Below are 17,763 nucleotides of genomic sequence, written 5' to 3'. Positions count from 1 at the left end.
CCAGCAGGGCCGGAGTCTCCCTACTGTTGCGCACGGCGCAGACCACCGGGGATCCTTCTGCTGATCATCCGGCCTCTTTATGACCAGCCACCCAGATCAACCCACATCCGATAAGCACCCTAGCCCTCTGGGCCAAGGCCGGTCAGTGTTGACAGAAAAGCCTCGACATCGAAGTGTCGGCTCTCTGTATCGAGAGGCACGGCGGCATAGGTTCGCTCGAGAAAAGCCACTACCTTCTGGCGGGGCAGCTCAAACAGCGCATGGCCGCTCGGGCTGGACACCTCGAGCGACACCGGACCGCCCCCCAGCTTCGCCGGCCACACCTGCACGTCGCCTTCTCCGGACGGCGCGTCGACGCCATCACGCAGCAGGTCGCGCGCGAACGTCCAGGTCACCATCGAGTCAGGACCGGTGTGGAGATCGAAGCGCTTACAGGTATAGGCAGGTCCCGGCTCGTCGGTCCGAACGTCCCTATCGGAGGCGGTTCACCGGCTCGTCGCCATCGAGGGCCGCGACTCCTCGGACCTGCCTCCGTCGGACACTCCGCATCGGCCGCAGCGGGGCGACCGTTCCCAGGTCTCATCACGCCGGCGCGGCCACCGGCACCGCCACCACCCCAGCTGCGCGGCCCCGGTCGCCGTCGGTGCGCTCAGAAGGAACGAAGCGATGCGCATCGAGGCGGTCATGACGTCGCCGACGGTCGTGGTGCCATCAGAGACGCCCGTCAAGGAGGTCGTGACCCGGCTGATCCGGCGCGGTTTCGGTGCCAGGCCCGTTACCGAGGCCGGCCGACCTGACAGCCGTCGGGACAACGTCGAGCCGCGCAGACACGCCCGCCGAGAGCTCACGACCAGGGTCGAGATCTAAATGAGGGGTGTTCTGGCGGCGCCGCGGCTTCCTCGGAGGCGGGCGATCAACTTGCGCAGTTCCTCGGCCCACAGCACAGACGAGGCGACGGCCACGGCAATGGCCCACTCGCGCCAGCCAAGCGGCACGGTGTGGAAGACCCCCCGCAGGAACGGGACGGTCACCAGGGCGGCCTGCATGGCGACCACGGCGACCACGGCGACGAGGGCGGCCCGGTTCGCGAAGGTCCCAGCGCTGAACACCGAGCCGGTGCCGCTGCGCAGGTTCAGCAGGTTGAACACCTGGAACAGGACGAAGGTCGTAAAGGCGAGTGTGCCGGCGACGGTCGCCTCGTCGAACGACGGCCGATCGCCAGGGGTGAGCGTGATGACGGCGATCGTGCCCACCGCCATCACTGCGGCGAGCAGGGCGATGCGGGCGAATCGGTGGGCGGTGAGGATGCGTTCGCCGGCCCTGCGCGGTGGCCTGCGCATCGTGTCCGGCGCAGGCGGGTCCAACCCAAGCGACATCGCCGGCGGCCCGTCCATGATGACGTTCACCCAGAGGATCTGCACCGCCGTGAACGGAATACCCCCAGCCACCCCGAAGATCCCCGCCACTACGAAGATCGCGACGAAGGCGCACGCCGTAGTGAGCTGGAACTTCCCAAATTTGACGATGTTGCGATAAATCGCAAGACCCTCACGAACCGCGGTCACGATCGTCGCGAAGTCGTCGTCGGTGAGAACCATGGTCGCCGCATCGCGCGCTACGTCGGTGCCCGAGGCACCCATCGCCACGCCGATGTCCGCCATCCTCAGTGCTGGCGCGTCGTTGACACCGTCACCGGTCATGGCGACTACGTCCCCACGCGACTGCAGCACCCGAACCAGGCGGATCTTGTGCTGGGGAGAAACGCGCGCGACGACGCCGAGGGTGTCCATGCGTCCGGCGAGCACGGTGTCGTCCATCCCGTCGAGGTCGCGCCCGGACAGGACATCCCCGTCGATGCCGAGCCGCTCGGCGATCGCCCTCGCTGTCGTTGCGTGGTCGCCGGTGACCATCCGGACCCGGATCCCTGCTTGTCTGCAGGCGGTGAGTGCCTCCGCGGCGGCCGGCCGGGGTGGGTCGAGGATCCCGACGAGGCCGACCAGTACGAGATCGTCGACCTGGTCGAGCAGATCGACCTCACCCAGCAGGTCGTCGGTGTCGCCAAGCATCTGTGTGCCGAGATCCCGATAGGCAAGTGCCATGACCCGCAGCCCCTGGGCGCCGAGGTCGCGGTTCGCCAGGTGCCACCGTTGCCGTGCTTCATCGTCGAGGTGGGCCGCTGTCCCATCAGCGTCGAGCGCTCTGTGCGCGCGAGCCAGCACCGCGTCCGGGGCTCCCTTCACCAGGCACCGGATGTGCTGGCCAGCACCGTCCTGGCCGGCCCCGGTTGCTGACCGTCCCGAAGCGGACGGCCAGGAGTGGAAGGTCGCCATCAGCATGTACGAGGCGTCGAACGGCACCTCGGCGAGGCGAGGGTGTGCCAGACGAAGGCGTTCGACGTCGGCGCCGGTTTTCGCGGCGAGCACCACGAGAGCCCCTTCGGTGGGGTCGCCCACCAACTCACCGTCGCGGACGGCGATGGCGAGGTCCGCTCGTTTCGATGGCCGCCACCGGCAGGCGATGCTTTCTGCGGCCGGTGTCGAAAACCTGCGGTCAGATCTCCTCAGGCATTTCTCGGTCATGCGATGCACGCGCCGTCCCGGACAGGCGGTCCCCGAGGGCGTAGCGGACGAAGCCGTAAGCGGTTCGGGCGGCCTCGACGTTGTCCTCGGCGAACTGGCCCCCGAACCGCTCCAGGATCGCGGTCTCGACGCCGTCGAGGGTGACGGTGCCGGTCAACGCCGCGAAGGCGCCCAGCAGGGCCGTGTTCGGTAGCAGGTGCCCGAGCGTGCGCCGGGCGATCTCCGTGGCGGGGACGGTCTGCAGGCGCACGGCCAGCAGGCCGTGGTGGACGGCGAGGTCGTCCAGGCCCAGTTCGTCGACGTCGTGGGAGGAGTTGACCAGGACGTAGCCGTCCGACCTCATCCCCTCGAAGACGTCTACCTGGTGGAGCAGCCTCGGGTCCTGCACGATCAGCGCGTCCGGGTGCAACACCGGCTCGCGCCGCCGGATCGGCTCGTCGTCGACCCGGCAGAACGCGGCCACCGGCACGCCCGCGCGCTCCGGGCCGAAGCTCGGGAATGCCTGCGCATACCCGCCCTGCGAGAAGGCGGCGACCGCAAGCATCTCCGCGGCGGCGAGGACTCCCTGCCCGCCAAGTCCGTGTATCCGTGTCGCGAACATGTCCGACCCCGCTTCTGCCGCCGCTGGCGTACTCGCCAGTTGCCGCGCTCGTCCGCGCCGACGCCCTTCGACCGGCGGGCCAGGGCTGTCCGGGCGTGCCGGCCCCCGAATACCGGCACTACCGACTGTCCGCTACCGGTCCGGTCGGATCGCGGTGCAGACGTCCCGCGCCCACAGGACCTATAGGTATCGGCACAGCCGCGTACCGGCACTCGCTGCCAGCCCGCCAGGCGCGCACGTGCCGATCGGGCCGTCGGATGGCGGCCCGATCGGCACGGATACGGCCTACCCAAGGCCCTTTCGCCTTCCGACCAGCGGGAAGAGGCTCTAGCCATAGGCGAAAGGCGGTGAGCCAGATGATCATCGAAAAGACCTGGACGGTGGACGTCTTTCTGACCGAGGGCGAGGGCCTGACTCGGGCGGAGGCGGTGCTTCACTGCGGCACAGACCGCGAGCTGCGCGGGGCTGGGCACGCCCGGCGAAACCCGGACGACCGCGAGATCCCCGCGATCGGCGACGAGGTGGCCGCCTCCCGAGCGCTGGCGGACCTGGCGCGCGCACTGCGGAGCACTGCGGCAGGCGACATCGAGGACGTGACCGGCGCCCACGCCCACGTCCACCCCTGAGAGCCGGGACACGCCGAGAACCGTGAACGACGCCGGGGAGGGTTCGCGCGCCGGGAACGGCCACGAGCCATGGGAGGCCGAGATGACAGTCAACTACCAGGTGCCGGTGACCGTTGCGCCGGACACGGACATCGCGGACGCGGCGGGTCTGATGGACCGGGCCGGTGTCGGCTCGCTGATCGTCGTGGACGGCGAGGTGCTCGTCGGCATCGTCACCGACCGTGACCTGGCACTGCGCGCGGTCGCCCGACGAGTGCCCCACGACGGCCGGATCGACAGTGTGATGACGACCTGCGTCGTCACGCTGCCGGTGACGGCTGGGCGAGACGAGATCGTGCGGGCCTTCGGGGAGCACACGGTCCGGCGGCTGCCGCTTGTCGACGGCGCCCGGGTCGTCGGGCTCGTCAGCCTGGACGACCTGCTCGCCGACGCCGCCCCGGCCGAGCTGGCGCAGCTCGCCGCCCTCGTCCGTGCGGAGGTCCGCCACCCGCACCACGAGGCCGGGCTGCCGATCCCCATCCACCCGCCGACCCGGCCCGCGCGGGCGGACGGCGTCGGGCCTAAGCGTGGGCAGGCCAGGGTCGGCGACCAGATCGTCATCCACCGACACACGGTCGGCGAGCCAGACCGGGACGGGGAGATCCTCGAGGTGCACGCTCCCGCCGGGAACCCGCCGTTCCGGGTGCGCTGGTCGGACACCAGCAAGGTGACGTACTTCTACCCAGGCCCGGACGCCGAGATCCGCCACCTCACCCACCGCTGACCACCCGGCCGAATGGTTCGGCATGGGCAGCACCCGACGCCAGCCCAGCCGGGCCACGCCTCACCGTCAGCGCCCTCTGGGCCCTCACGCCGTCAAGCACGCCGGGCCAGAGATGACAGGATCAAGAATGCCGGGCGGACGAATGACCGTTCCGTCGGTCCGGTCGCTGGACAGCGGAATGGTGAGCGGGAGTGGCGTCGGTGGTCGACGGGTCCGAGGGATGCTCCGGCAGTCATGGGACGATGCCACCGGCGGGGGCTGGTCTCGGTCCGGGTAAGCGGCGTGGATCGGTCGGCGGCAGCGGGACGAGGAGACAACCATGGTCACAAGCGGCACGACGTTCACAGTCGAGCAGGTGCGCGCAGCGGTCGGGGCCGGGAGTCTGGCGCCGTCGATCCACAACACCCAGCCCTGGAGATGGCGGTTCCGCGACGAGACGCTGGAACTGTCCGCCGACCTCACCCGGGCCGTGCCGGTCATCGACCCGGACCACCGCCAGCTGCTGGTCAGCTGCGGCGCCGCGCTGTTGAACAGCTGGCTGTCGCTACGCGCCGCCGGGCTGGACGTCGAGGTCGGCGAGTTCCCCGACGGCCCCGACCTCACCACCGGACGGCTGGCCACGCTGACGATCATCGGTCATCGCCCGCCGACCGAGGACGAGATTCGGCTCGCCGAGGCCATCACCAGCCGGCATACGGACCGCCGCCCGTTCACCCCAGCGACGTTGCCCGCCGACGAGGTCCGCAAGCTGCGCCACGCCGCCGAGGCGGAAGGCTGCTGGCTTGCCGTACTGACCAGCGAAGACGCCCGCGTGGAGCTGTCGGTACTGCTCGCCCGGGCCGACTGGATCCAGCACAACGACCCCGAGTACCAGGCCGAGCTCGCCTCCTGGGTCCGCGACGACCCCCAAGCTGCCGACGGCATCCCCCGAACGACGGCCCTGTCCAGCGCCGAGCCACGCACCGAGGAGTTCCAGACACGCGACTTCACCGGCGGCACGGGCGGCGAGCCCGCGAGCGCCGAGGAGGCGGCGGAGCGGGCTCGGACGGAGCCGGTCGAACGTCCCGGCGTGCTGGTGCTCGGCACGGACGCGGACGGCCCGACCGACCGGCTGCGCGCCGGCCGGGCACTCGCCCGGGTGCTGCTCACCGCCACCGTGGAAAGGCTCGCGACCTCGCCACTCGGCCAGGCCCTCGACATCGAGGCGTCTCGCTCGCTGGTCCACTCGCTGACCGGCGGTACCGGCCTCACTCAGATGATCATACGCGTCGGCTACCCCGACATGTCCGCTGCCCCACTGACACCGACCAGGCGCCGTCCCGTGTCAGACGTCCTGGAGCACCTCACCGACGCCTGAGCAATGCCGAAGGTGATCGTTGACCGCACGGCGGCCAGCTACTCGGCGTGACCGTAGTTTCCACTCCAGCTAGATTTCGCGGTCACGAAAGTGCAGTCGCCGGCCGTGCGGCCGGTGCCCTGACACCAGGGCACCGGCCATTTACCGAATCCCTCCGCGCGGTTTAGCGAAGCCGCCGCAGCGTGGGGTCGGCGGCATCAGGCGCTGGCGCAACATGGATCTTGACGTCGACAGCGACGGCACCGCTAGATGTCACGATGAGTGGATTGATGTCCATCTCACCGATCTCGGGGATGTCGTCGACGAGGCGGGCGACGCGCAGCAGCACATCCTCGACGGCTGCGGGGCTACCGGCCGCGGCGCCGCGGAACCCGCCGAGGACGCGGCTGACCCCGCGGGGCTCCCGGACCAGTTCGGCGGCATCGACGTCGGTCAGCGGGAGGAGCCGGTACGCGCGGTCGGCGAGCAGATCGGTGAAGACCCCGCCGAGGCCGAACGCGACGAGCGGTCCGAACGCGGGATCCTGCACGACACCGACCAGCGTCTCGGTCCCAGCCTCGGCGGTCGGCGAGATGAGCCCGCCGCCCATCTCGTCGCCGAGCAGCGCGGCCATCCTCACGTAGGCCGCGGCGGCGGCCGCCGGGGTGGCGAGCCCGAGCGCGACACCGCCCCGGTCACTCTTGTGCACCAGATCCGGGTTGCCGGCCTTGAGAACCACCGGCCCGCCGATCTGTTCGGCGGCAGCCGCCGCGGCGTCCGCCGAGTCCACCCGGACCACCGGCGCGACCGGGATGCCGTAGGCGGCGACAAGCTCGACGGCGCGCTCCGCCGGGAGCCAACCACCATCCGGGACCTTCAGGAGAGCGTCGTCGACGACCGCCCGAGCCCGGTCGCGGTCCAGCCCGGTCAGGTCCGGGACGGTCCCGAACGACCGGGCCAGCCAGCTGGCATGACCAGCGGCACGGCCAAAGGCGCGAACCGCGTCCTCCGGCACGCTGTACGCGCACACGGCCCGGCCAGAAGGTTCGAGCGTCGTCACACGAGGGACCTGGCCCAACAGGACGGCCAACACGGGCTTGCCCGTGTGCGCGGCAGCCGCACGCACCGCGGCGGGCAGGTCATCCGGCCCGGTCAGCGGGGTCGGCGCGACGATGGCCAGCAGTCCGTCGACCCCCGGGTCCGCGAGGACGGCACGCAGGGCCTTCTCGAACGCGGGCCCGGACACCGAAGCGATCGTGTCCACCGGCCCGGCGACGGCGGCCCCTCTCGGCAGGATGGCGCGCAGTTCGGCCTGGGTGGCGGAAGCAAGCACGGCGACCGTCAGCCCGGCGGCCTCGGCGGCGTCCGCGGCGAGCACGCACGGGCCGCCGGCGTTGCCGACGATCGCGAGCCGGCCACCAGCGGGCAGCGGCTGGTGCGCCAGCAGCGACACCGTGTCCAGGAGCTCCCCCAGCCCGTCGACCGCGATCACGCCAGCCTGCCGGAACAGCGCGTCGGCGTGCGTCCGCGACGTCACCGCCGCGGCGGTGTGCGACCGCGCCGCCCGCGAGCCGGCTCCCGAGCCGCCGCCCTTGACCGCCACGATCGGCTTGCTGCGGGACACCCGCCGGGCGATCCGGGAGAACTTACGCGGATTGCCGAAAGACTCCAGATACAGGGCGATGACGTCGGTGTCCGGGTCCTGTTCCGCCCACAGCAGCAGGTCGTTGCCGGAGACGTCTGCCTTGTTGCCGGTCGAGACGAACGTGGACAGGCCCAGCCCCAGCGCACTGGCCTGCTCGAGCAGGGCGATCCCCAGGCCACCGGACTGCGAGACGACGCCGACCCGGCCGGCCCGCGGCGGCGCGACGGCGAACGTGGCGTTCAGCCGCACCCCGGCCGCCGTGTTGACGATGCCCATGCAGTTCGGACCGACGATCCGCATCCCCGCGGCCCGGGCCCGCGCCACCAGCTTGGTCTCACGGGCGCGTCCCTCCGCGCCGGCCTCCGCGAATCCCGCTGTCAGTATCACCATCGCCCGCACGCCGGCATGGGCGCACTCCTCGACGACGTCGCTGGCAGCAGCCGCCGGCACCGCCACTATGGCGAGATCGACCGGGCCAGGCAGGTCACGGATGGTCGGCACGGCCGCGACGCCGGCCACTTCGGACGCATGTGGGTTCACCACGTGCACCGGGCCGGGGAAACCGCCCGCCACGATGTTGCGCACGACCTCGTGACCGACGGTCCGAGGCCGCCGCGACGCCCCGACCACGACCACCGACCGGGGCCGCAGCAACGCTCGCAGGCTGCGCACGTCGGCCTCGCTCTCCCGGCTGTCCTGGGCGGCGAGCAGGCTTTCGGTGGGAGTCACCGGGAACGAGATGTCGACGGTCTCGGCGTCGCGGTGCCGGCGCACCGGGAATCCCGCATCGGAGAAGACCCGCAGCATCGCGAGGTTCTCCACGTGGATCTGTGCGACGAAGGTCGTCACCCCACGGTCGCGGGCGTAGGCCGCCAGATGCTCCAGCAGCAGCGTGCCGACCCCCCGGCCGTGCTGGGCCTCCTCCACGGCGAAGGCGATCTCCGCTCGCGTCGGGTCCGCCAGCCGCTCGTAGCCGGCGACGCCGACGAGCCGGCCGCCGACCACCGCGACCAGGGCGCCGTGGGTCGGGTCGGCGGTGTCGACGAGATGGCTGACATAGCGGTCGGCCGCCGAACGGCCGGAGGAGAAGAACCGGAAGTAGTTGCTGCGGTCCGACAGCCGGGCGTGCAGCGCCCGCAGCTCCGCACCCTCACCGGCGCCGACCGGACGCAGGTGCGCGATCGCGCCGTCGCGCAGGACAACGTCGCATTCGGACCACATCGTCGATCTCCCCTCATCGACCGCCGCACCGCGGGCGGGCGAACGACTTCAGCCGGCTGTCCGCTTGGCCTGGCGGCGCCGCGGACGGTTCTGTGATCGTCCGGTCTTGGTGATGTCGAGCGTCCTTCATGCGCCTGCCGGGCGGCAGGGTGCTGGCGGCCAGCCGCGGGAGGACCTCCGACACATCTGCGCCCGGACCTCCGGCATGTCGGCCTCCCGGGACACGATCGCTCGCCAGGCAGACCAGATGGTGGCGTCGAGCGCGGAGTGTGTGGATTGACCCACTGCGGGTAGTCGACGACTGTGGATGTGGTGTCGCGGCATCGTGCATCGTGCCTTGGGCCTCGGTCCGATGTGGCCGAGCCCTGGACAGTTCTCGTCGAGCTGCTCGACGTGCTGCGACGCAGACTGCACATGGATCTCGCCTGGCTCGGGAGGCTGGAGGGAGATCTACTCGTCCTCCAGGTGGTCAGCGGCGATACGGCCACCTTCGGGATAGGCCAGGGCACCAGCGTGCGCCGCGGCGGATCGCTGTACGCGAAGATCCTCTCCGGAGAGCTTCCGTCACTACTCCCCGATCTTCGCGGGGATCCTCGTACCTCCCGCGTGCCAGTGGTAGGCGAGCTCGACCTTGGTTCGTACGCGGCGACACCTGTCACGGACAGCGAAGGACGGGTGTACGGCATGCTCGGCTGCCTCGGCCGGCAGCCGTGCCTTTCACTACGCCAGAGTGATGGTGGGTTCCTACGGCTGCTCGCCTCGTTCCTCACCGAGTTCGTGATCGACCTTCGGCGGCTATGGGATGCCCGCACCGCGGTGTGGCGGCAGATCCGTGATCTGCTCGACCAGGGCGGGCCGCGGATGTTCTTCCAGCCGGTCGTCGAGCTGGCCACCGGGCGGACCGTGGGGGTCGAGGCACTGGCACGGTTTGCGGGGGTCTCGCAGGGGCCGCAAGATCTGTTCGCCGCCGCGGCCGGTGTGGGACTGGGTCTCGAGCTGGAGACGGCGGCCATCCGCAACGCGCTGCGGGTGCTGCCGGACATGCCACCCGACGTGATCCTGGCCGTGAACGCGTCACCGGCCACCGTGAGCGACGGCCTGATCGATATCATCGTCGGAAGCGGAATGCCACAGCGGGTGGCTGTCGAGATCACGGAGCACGACTACATCGGCGATGACCAGGCTCTGCTCCTTGCCACCGAGGTGCTCCGTGGGCATGGAACACACATCGCGGTAGACGACGTCGGAAGCTGCTACTCGGGGCTCGAACAGCTCCTCCAGCTCCGCCCCGAAGTGATCAAAATGGACTACTTCATCACACATGACATCCATCGCGACCCTGCTCGCCGCGCCGTGGCCGCCGGGCTCACCAAGATAGCGGCCGAGATCGGCGGACGCGTCGTCGCCGAGGGCATCGAGTCGAGCGCCGAACTCGACGCCGTCGTCGAGGCTGGCATCACCTACGGTCAAGGCAACCTGCTCGGACTCCCCACCGCCGACCTCGACGAGGCCTGCCTCGGCAACCGGCTCCCGGCGGCCATGGCGACCGGCGGGCAGGCACACGGCGTCGCGGTGCTGCATGGCCCGCGGCTCTGATCGCGCTCAAAGCCAGGGCCAGGCATACTGTCGATCGCCTTCTCGTTCGACATCGACCCAATCAGTAATGCGGGGACCTGTTCCCCGCATCTCCGCTTGCACAACCAGGCACAGCGCAACGGCACGGCACCCATCCGGCCGAACGGTCCGCGGTAGTAGATCCTGCGCGAGAGAACGTGAGCCGCCCGCTCTGCGTTGGAGGGGACCTTGTGAGCCAGCACGGCGATCCGTGCCGCCGCTCGGCGCAGGGCGAGCCAGCAGCAGGTACACGCGACATTTGTGAGATCGAGCCGACCGCCGAGCGGGTCGAGCAGTCGCGCCACGCCGATGAGCGGGTGCGGGCACTGCTGGACGCGACGCTGGTCATCAGCCGGGAGCTGGATCTGCCAGTCATGCTGCGGAAGATCGTCAGCATCGCGCTGGAACTCGTCGGCGCCCGCTACGGCGCCCTGGGTGTCCTGGACGAGCAGGGCAAAGGCCTCGCCGAGTTCATCCCGATCGGCCTGAACGAGCAGGAGTACCACGATCTAGCCGGAATCGAGCTTCCCCACGGCCGCGGACTTCTGGGCCGGCTGATCCGTCAGCCAGCGTCGATACGGGTCGACGACATTTCCACGCACCCGGATTCTGTGGGCTTCCCGCCGGGCCACCCGCCGATGCGCACCATGCTGGGCGTAGGCATTAGGGTGCACAACCGGATATACGGGAACATCTACCTTTGCGAGCGATCGGACGGGCAGCCTTTCGACCGGGCGGACGAAACCGTCGTCGAAGCGCTGGCAGGCGCCGCCGGCGTCGCGGTGGAGAACGCCCGTCTGTTCGACCAGGTCCGCGCCAGTGCCGAGCGGTTTCAGCGCCTACTCCTGCCCCGCCTGCCGGAATTGTCGCCGTTGTCCGTCGCTGAGATCTACAAGGCCTCCTCCGAGCGGGGCGTGGACGCTGGACAGGTCGGTGGGGACTGGTATGACGCCTTGCTGCTGCCCGATGGCGCTGTCGGGGCCGTCGTCGGCGACGTCGTTGGCCATGACCTCGTCGCGGCGGCCGCCATGGCCCAGGCCCGCAACATGCTGCGCGCCCTGCTGTACGACAAATGCGGCCCGCCCAGCGCGGTGCTCGCCCAGCTCGATCGCACCTTGGAGGCAATCGAGGAGAATCCGGTGACTACGGTCTGTCTAGCGCGTATCGAGCCGGCAGGCGGGGGGTGGAGGCTGTCCTGGAGCAGCGCCGGCCACCTCCCACCACTGTTGCTCACTCCAGATGGTGGTAGCCGTTTCCTGGACGTCGAGCCCGACATACCGCTCGGTGTCGATATCACCCTGCCGCGACACGACCACACTTTCGCACTCCCGCCGGGTGCCACCCTGGTGCTTTTCACCGACGGCCTCGTCGAGCACCGTTCCCATCCGATCGACCGTGGCCTCGCCGCGCTCGCCGCGCTGGCGTCGGTCTATGCCGACCAGCCGCTGCCTGCGCTGTGCCAAGCTCTGGCGGACGAGCACCCCAGTGACGGCCATGACGACCTGGCCATCCTCGCGTTCCGCATCCCCGGCGAACGTCGTGCCCACCCGGCTGGCTAGCTGCTGGACCAATCCGACGAACGTCGTCCCACGGACGTCGAGCAGAACCTCCCGGGCGGACGAACCGACCACGCGGGCGGGAGGGTCATGGGCCGTACCCGCGGCAGCCACGGGGGCCGGTGGGGCCGTTGCCGCGGCCTGACCCAGGAGGTTGACCACCTCGTCGTCGGGGGTCTGGGAGAAGTCGGCGTAGAACTGGCCGATCCCGAAGAACGCCTCCGCGGTGTCGAGGCAGACCACCTCATCGGCGTCGCGGCGCAGCAGGTCGACCGCCTGCGGCGGCGCTACGGGTGCGGCCAGCACGACCCGGGCAGCGCCGGCGGCCCGGACAACCTGGCAGGCCGCGGAGGCGGTCGACCCGGTGGCGATCCCGTCGTCGACCACGACCACGACCCTGCCGGCCAGCGGTGCCCGCGGCCGGGAACCCCGGAACCGGCGGGCCCGACGGTCCAGCTCCACCCGCTCCTGGGTCTCGACCGCGGAAAGCTCCTGCGAGGCGATGCCGGCCAGCCGCAGGACCTGGTCGTTGACGACCAGCACACCGCCCTCGGCGATGGCGCCCATCGCCAACTCGGGCTGGAACGGGACACCCAGCTTGCGAACCAGGACGACATCCAGCGGGGCACCCAGCGCCTTCGCCACCTCATAGGCGACCGGGATACCACCACGGGGCAGCCCGACAACGACGACGTCCTGTCCCCGTAGATGCGCCAGGCGTCGGCCGAGCCGCCGACCCGCGTCCGCACGATCTCGAAAGATCACTTCAGCCCCCTCTAGTTTCCGCGCTCGACCTGGTCAGGAGCCGGAGCTGGTCAGCAAGGCGGAGATCTCGGCCGGCAGCGCCGCGCGCATCTGGGCGAACTCTCCCGCGGTGACATGCCAGCGGAGCACGCGGACGGCTCCTGTGACGGCATACCCGGCCTGCGTCTGGCCGGTCAGATCTGCTTCGCCGGCCACTGCGCCGTCCACCCCGACATGGGGGCGGAGGCGACCCGGCGCATCGACGCGGCGCGCGGCGACCTGCTGCTGGACGGCACCGTGGCGACCTGCGGGGACGACCTGTCCCTCATCATGACCGGGTATGTACGGCGTGGGCAGCCTGCGCCACGGCCAGCGCGAGCACCTGCAGTTCATGGTCCAGATCGGACGGGTCGACGTGTGGATCGCCTTCGCGGCCCGGCTGGTGGTGGCCCTGGGGATGGTCGACCACCTCATCCGTCGGCGATGACCGTGCCGGCGCCGCCGCGTGGGGCATCCGCGAACCGGTGGGTGTGATCGGAGCAGCGACACGGATGCGGGGCCCGACCCGTTCGCCGCCGGTTCCGTGGGTAGGGAATGTGCGTGGCGGATGCGCACCCGGGAGCAAAGGTGCTCGTCGGCGTCGACGTGATCGCGGTGTTGGCGCTCGTCGGGACGCTGCTGGTCGCCGAGTACCTGGCCGGCGCGCTGGTCGCGGTGATGCTGGCAACGGGCCGGCTGTTGGAGGCGCAGGCGAGCGCGCGGGCGGAGCGGGACCTGCGCCTGCTGGTTTCCCCGGCGCCCCGCACCGCCCATCGTCATCTGGGCGCGCAGCTGGTCACGGTCGAGGTGTCACAGGTCCGGGTCGGGGATCTGCTGCTCGTCGCGTCGGGGGAGGTCGTCCCGGTCGATGGGCGGGTGGAGACCGGGACCGCGGTGCTGGACGAGTCCGCCCTCACCGGGGAGTCGTGCCGGCGCGACGGCCGGTCGGGGATGCGGTCCGCGGCGGCGGGGTGAACGCGGGCGGGCCTTTTGATCTGCGGGTGACCAGAACGGCGGCTCAGAGCACGTACGCGGGGATCGATCCACTGCCAGCTGACAGCGGCGGACGGGCCGCTCGGCCGGTGTTACCGGTGAGGCGGTGTGGCAGCCTCGTGGACATGACGACGACTTCCGGGGCGTTTCCGGTACCGCGACTGTCTGGACGCGGCGTGCCTTTGGTTGGCACGTGTCGCATGTACGTGTGCGGAGTGACGCCCTACGACGTCACCCATCTCGGGCATGCCTCCACGTTTGTGTGGGCGGATGCCGCCGCGCGAGTCCTGCGGCTGACCGGGGTGGACGTGCGGGTATGCCGGAACGTGACCGACATCGACGACGTGCTCACCGCGGCGGCGGCCCGTCGGGGCGAGCCCTACGACCGGTTCGCCGCCGTCACGCAGTTCCGCTTCGAGCAGGACATGGCCGCGCTGGCAGTACAGCCTCCGCACAGCGAGCCACGCGCGCACCAGTTCGTCACGCAGGTCCAGCGCCTGGCCAGCGCGCTCGTCGACATCGACGCCGGTTACGTCCGGGACGGCGCGGTCTACTTCCGCGGTGCGGACGTGGCGCAGCGGGCCGGCCTGTCCCGGGCGGAGGCGATCGACCTGGCCACCGAGTACGGAGACCACCCCGACGACCCCGCCAAGCTCGATCCCCTCGACGTCGCGGTCTGGCAGCCCTCAGATCCCGGCGACCCCGCCTGGGACAGCCCCTGGGGTACCGGCCGGCCCGGATGGCACGCCGAATGCGCGGCAATGGCCCTGAGCACCCACGGACCGGGCCTCGACCTGCATGCGGGCGGAGCCGACCTGCGCTTCCCCCACCACGCCTACGAGGCCGCCATAGCCGAGGCGGTGACCGGTGTCCGGCCGTTCGCGCGAGCGTGGATGCACGTCGGCCTCGTCTCCCATGAGGGCCGCAAGATGGCCAAGTCGACCGGCAACCTGGTGCTCGTCCGGGACCTGCTGGAACGCAGGCCCCCCGCCCATATCAGGACGATGCTGCTCGACCGCCCCTACAACACTCCCTGGGAGTACACCCCCGCAGCCCTCGACGAGGCGGCGACCAGACTCGACGCGCTGCACCTCGCCGGCGGCCGTACCGGACCCGCGACCGCGAGGGCCGCCGCCCTCGCCGCACTGCTCGACGACCTGAACATCTCCCGAGCCGTCGACATCGCGATCGAGGACGGCGGGGAAGCTGCCCAGCTCGTGACCTCCATCCTCGACCCCGCCGTCGGCTGACACTCACGACCGACCACCCGTACATCCACGCCAACCCGACCAGATCCGGGAAACGATCGCCACACGGGGCCTCAGCCCGGCTCCCGTTCGGCGCCTTCGGCATGCCGTCCGAGCCCGCGGCACACCGGGCGACCCGCAGCCTTCCAGTAGATCAGCGTGCGGGAGATGCCGACAGCGTCATATCCGGCAGCAGGGTCATGATGAGGGCACGGACCCGCGCGTCGATGTCGTCCCGGATAGCCCGGACCTGGCCAGGGGTCGCGGCAGCGGGGCGGGCCCGACACTGCCGGACTGCGTATCGTCGCCGCCGAAGAACTCGACGCCCTGCCCGAAGGCGAGCTCGACGAGCTGCTGCGTGACGACCGGGAGCTGGTCTTCGCCCGCAGCTCCCCGGAGACCAAGCTGCGGATCGCCGACGCACTGCGCGACCTCGGCCAGGTGGTCGCGATGACCGGTGACGGCGTCAACGACGCCCCAGCCCTGCGCCGCGCCGATATCGGCATCGCGATGGGCCGCTCCGGGACTGACGTCGCCCGCGAGGCGTCGACGATGGTGCTCACCGACGACAACTTCGCCACCATCGTCTACCTGCCGTTCCTGCACCCCGTGCTCGACACCGCCGTCGTCAACCCCGTGAACCTGCTCCTCCTGCCGCCCATGCCCGTCCTCGTCTGGGGCGGGGGCGCCGACGAGCTCTGGCGCGCCGCCCGCCGCCGCCGTGAACGGCAACAGCCCGGCGTCCGCTGAACGGGCCGGTACGCCGCCGAGAGTCGTCCATGGGCACCTGCCCCTTGGCGAACACAGTCGGCCAGCCGATGCGGTGTCCGGCATCTGGGGCGGTGCTTTGGCCTGGCCGGCGACAGAAAACATGCGCCCGACCGGGCAGGACGATCGGCGCCCTGGCGGACCGAGCCAGTGCTAAGGAGATGGTCAGTGCCTGCGGCCTCGGACGATGCGATGGCGATGGCGATGGGGCAGCCGACGCGGCCAGGCCCTGGTGGGCGGTGCTGCCCAGGGACAGGACGGGAAACCCGCCGATGCTCGACCACCACGAACTCGAGGGCGGCATGGGACTGAGGCAGATTGGCGACCGTGTTTGCTGAGCCGGCCGGTCCGCGCTGGCCGGCCGGCCAGCACCGAGGATCGACGTCGTCACACGGGTCCGCTGGACGGCCCGGCTCCGATCGTGGTGTGACTCAGGCTGATCACGCCGGGGATGGCACGGATCAGATGATCTATCAGGGGACGGTTGGGCCCGGTGGGGCTAGCGATGGCGACCTCACCTGCCGCGACCCTGATGTCAACCATCCCCGCCGGGTACCAGTACGCGAGGAACTGGCGGACATCGGCCTCGATCGCGGCGTCAGGGCGGACCAACGGCTTGAGCAGGTCGCTTCTGCTCACCAGTCCCGCTAGCCGACTGTGGTCGTCGAGCACTGGGATCCGGGTGAGGTGTTCAGACCTCATGATCTTTATGACGTCGGCGGTGTCGGTGCCGACCCGCGCCGCGACCACGGGGGTGGTCATCACGTCGGCCGCGGTGCGCGGCGACGGGGCGTCGTCCGGCAGGTCTCGGCGGGCGTGCCTGCGCGGGTCGGCGGCCGTCCCGATGGCTATCAGGTCGGCTTCGGTGATGATCCCGATCAGCCGGCCGTCCGGCCCCGTCACGGGCACGGCGCCGAAGCCGTTTTGGACCAGCAGGGTCGCGACCTCCTTCACGGGTGTCTCCGGTGTCACCACGACCACCGGCGACGTCATGACCTCCTCGATGCGCATCGCTTCGCTCCTTCCGAGGCCAGGCCTGGGTCGGCGACCCCCGCGTTCCCTCCAGTCTTGGCCAACTGATCGGAGCCCGCGCCGGTCGAGACGTCCCGTCCTGAAGGGCAGAACGGGGAAGCGGCGGATGTCCGAACGCCCGCGTTCGGACGAACTCCGGCTGGCCGGTCCCACCAATCCGAGCGAACGCAAGGCGGGCGACCGACCGCATAGCCCAGGGCCATGGGTCGGTGGATGCGCCGGCGGCGCCGATTGCCAGAGGATGAAGGTCCGCGGAGCCGCGGCCCTCAGGTGGCGACGGCTCGGTGAACCGCCTCCGATAGGGACGTTCGGACCGACGAGCCGGGACCTGCCTATACCTGTAAGCGCTTCGATCTCCCCAATGTGACGACGGGCGCGCTACAGGAGTATTGATTTTGCCAGGCAGGGGCCTGGATGTCTTTGGCATAGCCAGGTCGAGAAGGGCTGAGCGATGACGATCCGCCACGACTGTGTTGCGGCCGAGCTGACGGTCCGGCTGGTTCAACCCGGTGGGCCTCCGCTGCCCCTGGCTGCCAGGATACGGTACGAGCAAGATGATCCGTTCGCGGTCACGGTCGACTTCCACACCGGTCCTGACTCGATGGTGACCTGGACGTTCGCGCGCGACCTGCTGCGTGATGGCGTCGACGCGCCGTCCGGAGAAGGCGACGTGCAGGTGTGGCCGGCGAAGCTGGGGGGCGGTCCGGTGTCGCTCGAGGTGTCCAGCCCGAGCGGCCATGCGCTGTTTGAGCTGCCCCGCCAGAAGGTAGTGGCTTTTCTCGAGCGAACCTATGCCGCCGTGCCTCTCGATACAGAGAGCCGACACTTCGATGTCGAGGCTTTTCTGTCAACACTGACCGGCCTTGGCCCAGAGGGCTAGGGTGCTTATCGGATGTGGGTTGATCTGGGTGGCTGGTCATAAAGAGGCCGGATGATCAGCAGAAGGATCCCCGGTGGTCTGCGCCGTGCGCAACAGTAGGGAGACTCCGGCCCTGCTGG

General features: G+C 70.4%; 16 protein-coding genes and 3 pseudogenes. 12 read left to right on the top strand and 7 right to left on the bottom strand.

Annotated features, from left to right (window positions below; all coding sequences use genetic code 11):
* Positions 1 to 119 precede the first annotated feature (119 nt).
* Positions 120 to 413: pseudogene (locus BCD48_RS15615) on the bottom strand (SsgA family sporulation/cell division regulator); the annotation flags it as partial.
* A 253-nt stretch (positions 414 to 666) separates the two neighbouring features.
* On the opposite strand from BCD48_RS15615, the gene BCD48_RS15610 reads away from it, so the two are divergent.
* Complete coding sequence (locus tag BCD48_RS15610) at positions 667 to 867, top strand: CBS domain-containing protein (RefSeq protein WP_071049109.1); 201 nt, start codon at positions 667 to 669, stop codon at positions 865 to 867.
* On the opposite strand, the gene BCD48_RS15605 is transcribed toward BCD48_RS15610, so the two are convergent.
* Both BCD48_RS15605 and BCD48_RS15600 read right to left on the bottom strand, forming a co-directional pair.
* Positions 864 to 2,453: a cation-translocating P-type ATPase gene (locus BCD48_RS15605; protein WP_071049107.1), complete on the bottom strand. Its 1,590-nt coding sequence runs from the start codon at positions 2,451 to 2,453 to the stop codon at positions 864 to 866. The two genes, BCD48_RS15610 and BCD48_RS15605, sit on opposite strands and share 4 nt — an antisense overlap.
* A 97-nt stretch (positions 2,454 to 2,550) precedes the next feature.
* Complete coding sequence (locus BCD48_RS15600; protein ID WP_071049106.1) at positions 2,551 to 3,180, bottom strand: 2-oxoacid:acceptor oxidoreductase family protein; 630 nt, start codon at positions 3,178 to 3,180, stop codon at positions 2,551 to 2,553.
* Between the two features lie 356 nt (positions 3,181 to 3,536).
* Between BCD48_RS15600 and BCD48_RS15595 the strand changes: the two genes are divergently transcribed.
* From BCD48_RS15595 to BCD48_RS15585, 3 genes are all read left to right on the top strand, one after another.
* Positions 3,537 to 3,806, top strand: coding sequence for a DUF1876 domain-containing protein (locus tag BCD48_RS15595; RefSeq protein WP_071049116.1), 270 nt, complete (start codon positions 3,537 to 3,539; stop codon positions 3,804 to 3,806).
* 82 nt (positions 3,807 to 3,888) lie between these two features.
* Complete coding sequence (locus BCD48_RS15590; RefSeq protein WP_071049114.1) at positions 3,889 to 4,569, top strand: DUF1918 domain-containing protein; 681 nt, start codon at positions 3,889 to 3,891, stop codon at positions 4,567 to 4,569.
* Positions 4,570 to 4,888: 319 nt separating this feature from the next.
* Entirely contained in the window at positions 4,889 to 5,926 is a 1,038-nt protein-coding gene (locus tag BCD48_RS15585) for an Acg family FMN-binding oxidoreductase (protein WP_071049104.1), read from the top strand.
* Positions 5,927 to 6,089: 163 nt separating this feature from the next.
* On the opposite strand, the gene BCD48_RS15580 is transcribed toward BCD48_RS15585, so the two are convergent.
* Positions 6,090 to 8,771 carry a bifunctional acetate--CoA ligase family protein/GNAT family N-acetyltransferase gene (locus BCD48_RS15580; RefSeq protein ID WP_071049102.1) on the bottom strand — a complete coding sequence of 894 codons (2,682 nt, stop codon included), beginning with the start codon at positions 8,769 to 8,771 and terminating at the stop codon, positions 6,090 to 6,092.
* Between the two features lie 354 nt (positions 8,772 to 9,125).
* Here BCD48_RS15580 and BCD48_RS15575 point away from each other — a divergent pair, with 354 nt between their 5' ends.
* Positions 9,126 to 10,367, top strand: coding sequence for an EAL domain-containing protein (locus BCD48_RS15575; protein ID WP_241841754.1), 1,242 nt, complete (start codon positions 9,126 to 9,128; stop codon positions 10,365 to 10,367).
* Positions 10,368 to 10,576: 209 nt separating this feature from the next.
* Positions 10,577 to 11,944, top strand: coding sequence for a GAF domain-containing SpoIIE family protein phosphatase (locus BCD48_RS15570; protein WP_198543255.1), 1,368 nt, complete (start codon positions 10,577 to 10,579; stop codon positions 11,942 to 11,944).
* A gap of 246 nt (positions 11,945 to 12,190) precedes the next feature.
* On the opposite strand, the pseudogene BCD48_RS46365 reads toward BCD48_RS15570, so the two are convergent.
* Both BCD48_RS46365 and BCD48_RS52230 read right to left on the bottom strand, forming a co-directional pair.
* Positions 12,191 to 12,706, bottom strand: a pseudogene (locus BCD48_RS46365) (phosphoribosyltransferase); the annotation flags it as partial.
* Positions 12,707 to 12,739: 33 nt separating this feature from the next.
* A complete protein-coding gene (locus BCD48_RS52230; protein ID WP_198543256.1) occupies positions 12,740 to 12,901 on the bottom strand; it encodes a DUF2267 domain-containing protein in 162 nt (53 codons plus the stop codon).
* Positions 12,902 to 12,919: 18 nt separating this feature from the next.
* On the opposite strand from BCD48_RS52230, the pseudogene BCD48_RS55650 reads away from it, so the two are divergent.
* From BCD48_RS55650 to BCD48_RS56615, 5 genes and pseudogenes are all read left to right on the top strand, one after another.
* Positions 12,920 to 12,964: pseudogene (locus tag BCD48_RS55650) on the top strand (hypothetical protein); the annotation flags it as partial.
* Between the two features lie 61 nt (positions 12,965 to 13,025).
* A complete protein-coding gene (locus BCD48_RS53635) occupies positions 13,026 to 13,172 on the top strand; it encodes a hypothetical protein (protein WP_241841753.1) in 147 nt (48 codons plus the stop codon).
* A gap of 113 nt (positions 13,173 to 13,285) precedes the next feature.
* On the top strand, positions 13,286 to 13,699 hold the full coding sequence (locus tag BCD48_RS15560; RefSeq protein ID WP_198543254.1) for a P-type ATPase actuator domain-containing protein: 414 nt from the start codon (positions 13,286 to 13,288) through the stop codon (positions 13,697 to 13,699).
* Between the two features lie 143 nt (positions 13,700 to 13,842).
* Positions 13,843 to 14,967 carry a cysteine--tRNA ligase gene (locus BCD48_RS15555; protein WP_071049097.1) on the top strand — a complete coding sequence of 375 codons (1,125 nt, stop codon included), beginning with the start codon at positions 13,843 to 13,845 and terminating at the stop codon, positions 14,965 to 14,967.
* Positions 14,968 to 15,258: 291 nt separating this feature from the next.
* Complete coding sequence (locus BCD48_RS56615) at positions 15,259 to 15,714, top strand: HAD-IC family P-type ATPase (protein WP_312630221.1); 456 nt, start codon at positions 15,259 to 15,261, stop codon at positions 15,712 to 15,714.
* Between the two features lie 405 nt (positions 15,715 to 16,119).
* On the opposite strand, the gene BCD48_RS15545 is transcribed toward BCD48_RS56615, so the two are convergent.
* Positions 16,120 to 16,743, bottom strand: a complete 624-nt coding sequence (locus BCD48_RS15545) for a CBS domain-containing protein (protein ID WP_071049093.1) — start codon at positions 16,741 to 16,743, stop codon at positions 16,120 to 16,122.
* A gap of 472 nt (positions 16,744 to 17,215) precedes the next feature.
* Between BCD48_RS15545 and BCD48_RS15540 the strand changes: the two genes are divergently transcribed.
* A complete protein-coding gene (locus BCD48_RS15540; protein WP_071049092.1) occupies positions 17,216 to 17,644 on the top strand; it encodes an SsgA family sporulation/cell division regulator in 429 nt (142 codons plus the stop codon).
* The last annotated feature ends 119 nt before the right edge of the window (positions 17,645 to 17,763 follow it).

The sequence above is a fragment of the Pseudofrankia coriaricola genome (assembly GCF_001854805.1).
Lineage (GTDB): Bacteria > Actinomycetota > Actinomycetes > Frankiales > Frankiaceae > Pseudofrankia.
The sequence above is the reverse complement of the archived record's forward strand: the minus strand, read 5'-3'. Positions and strand labels throughout refer to the sequence as shown.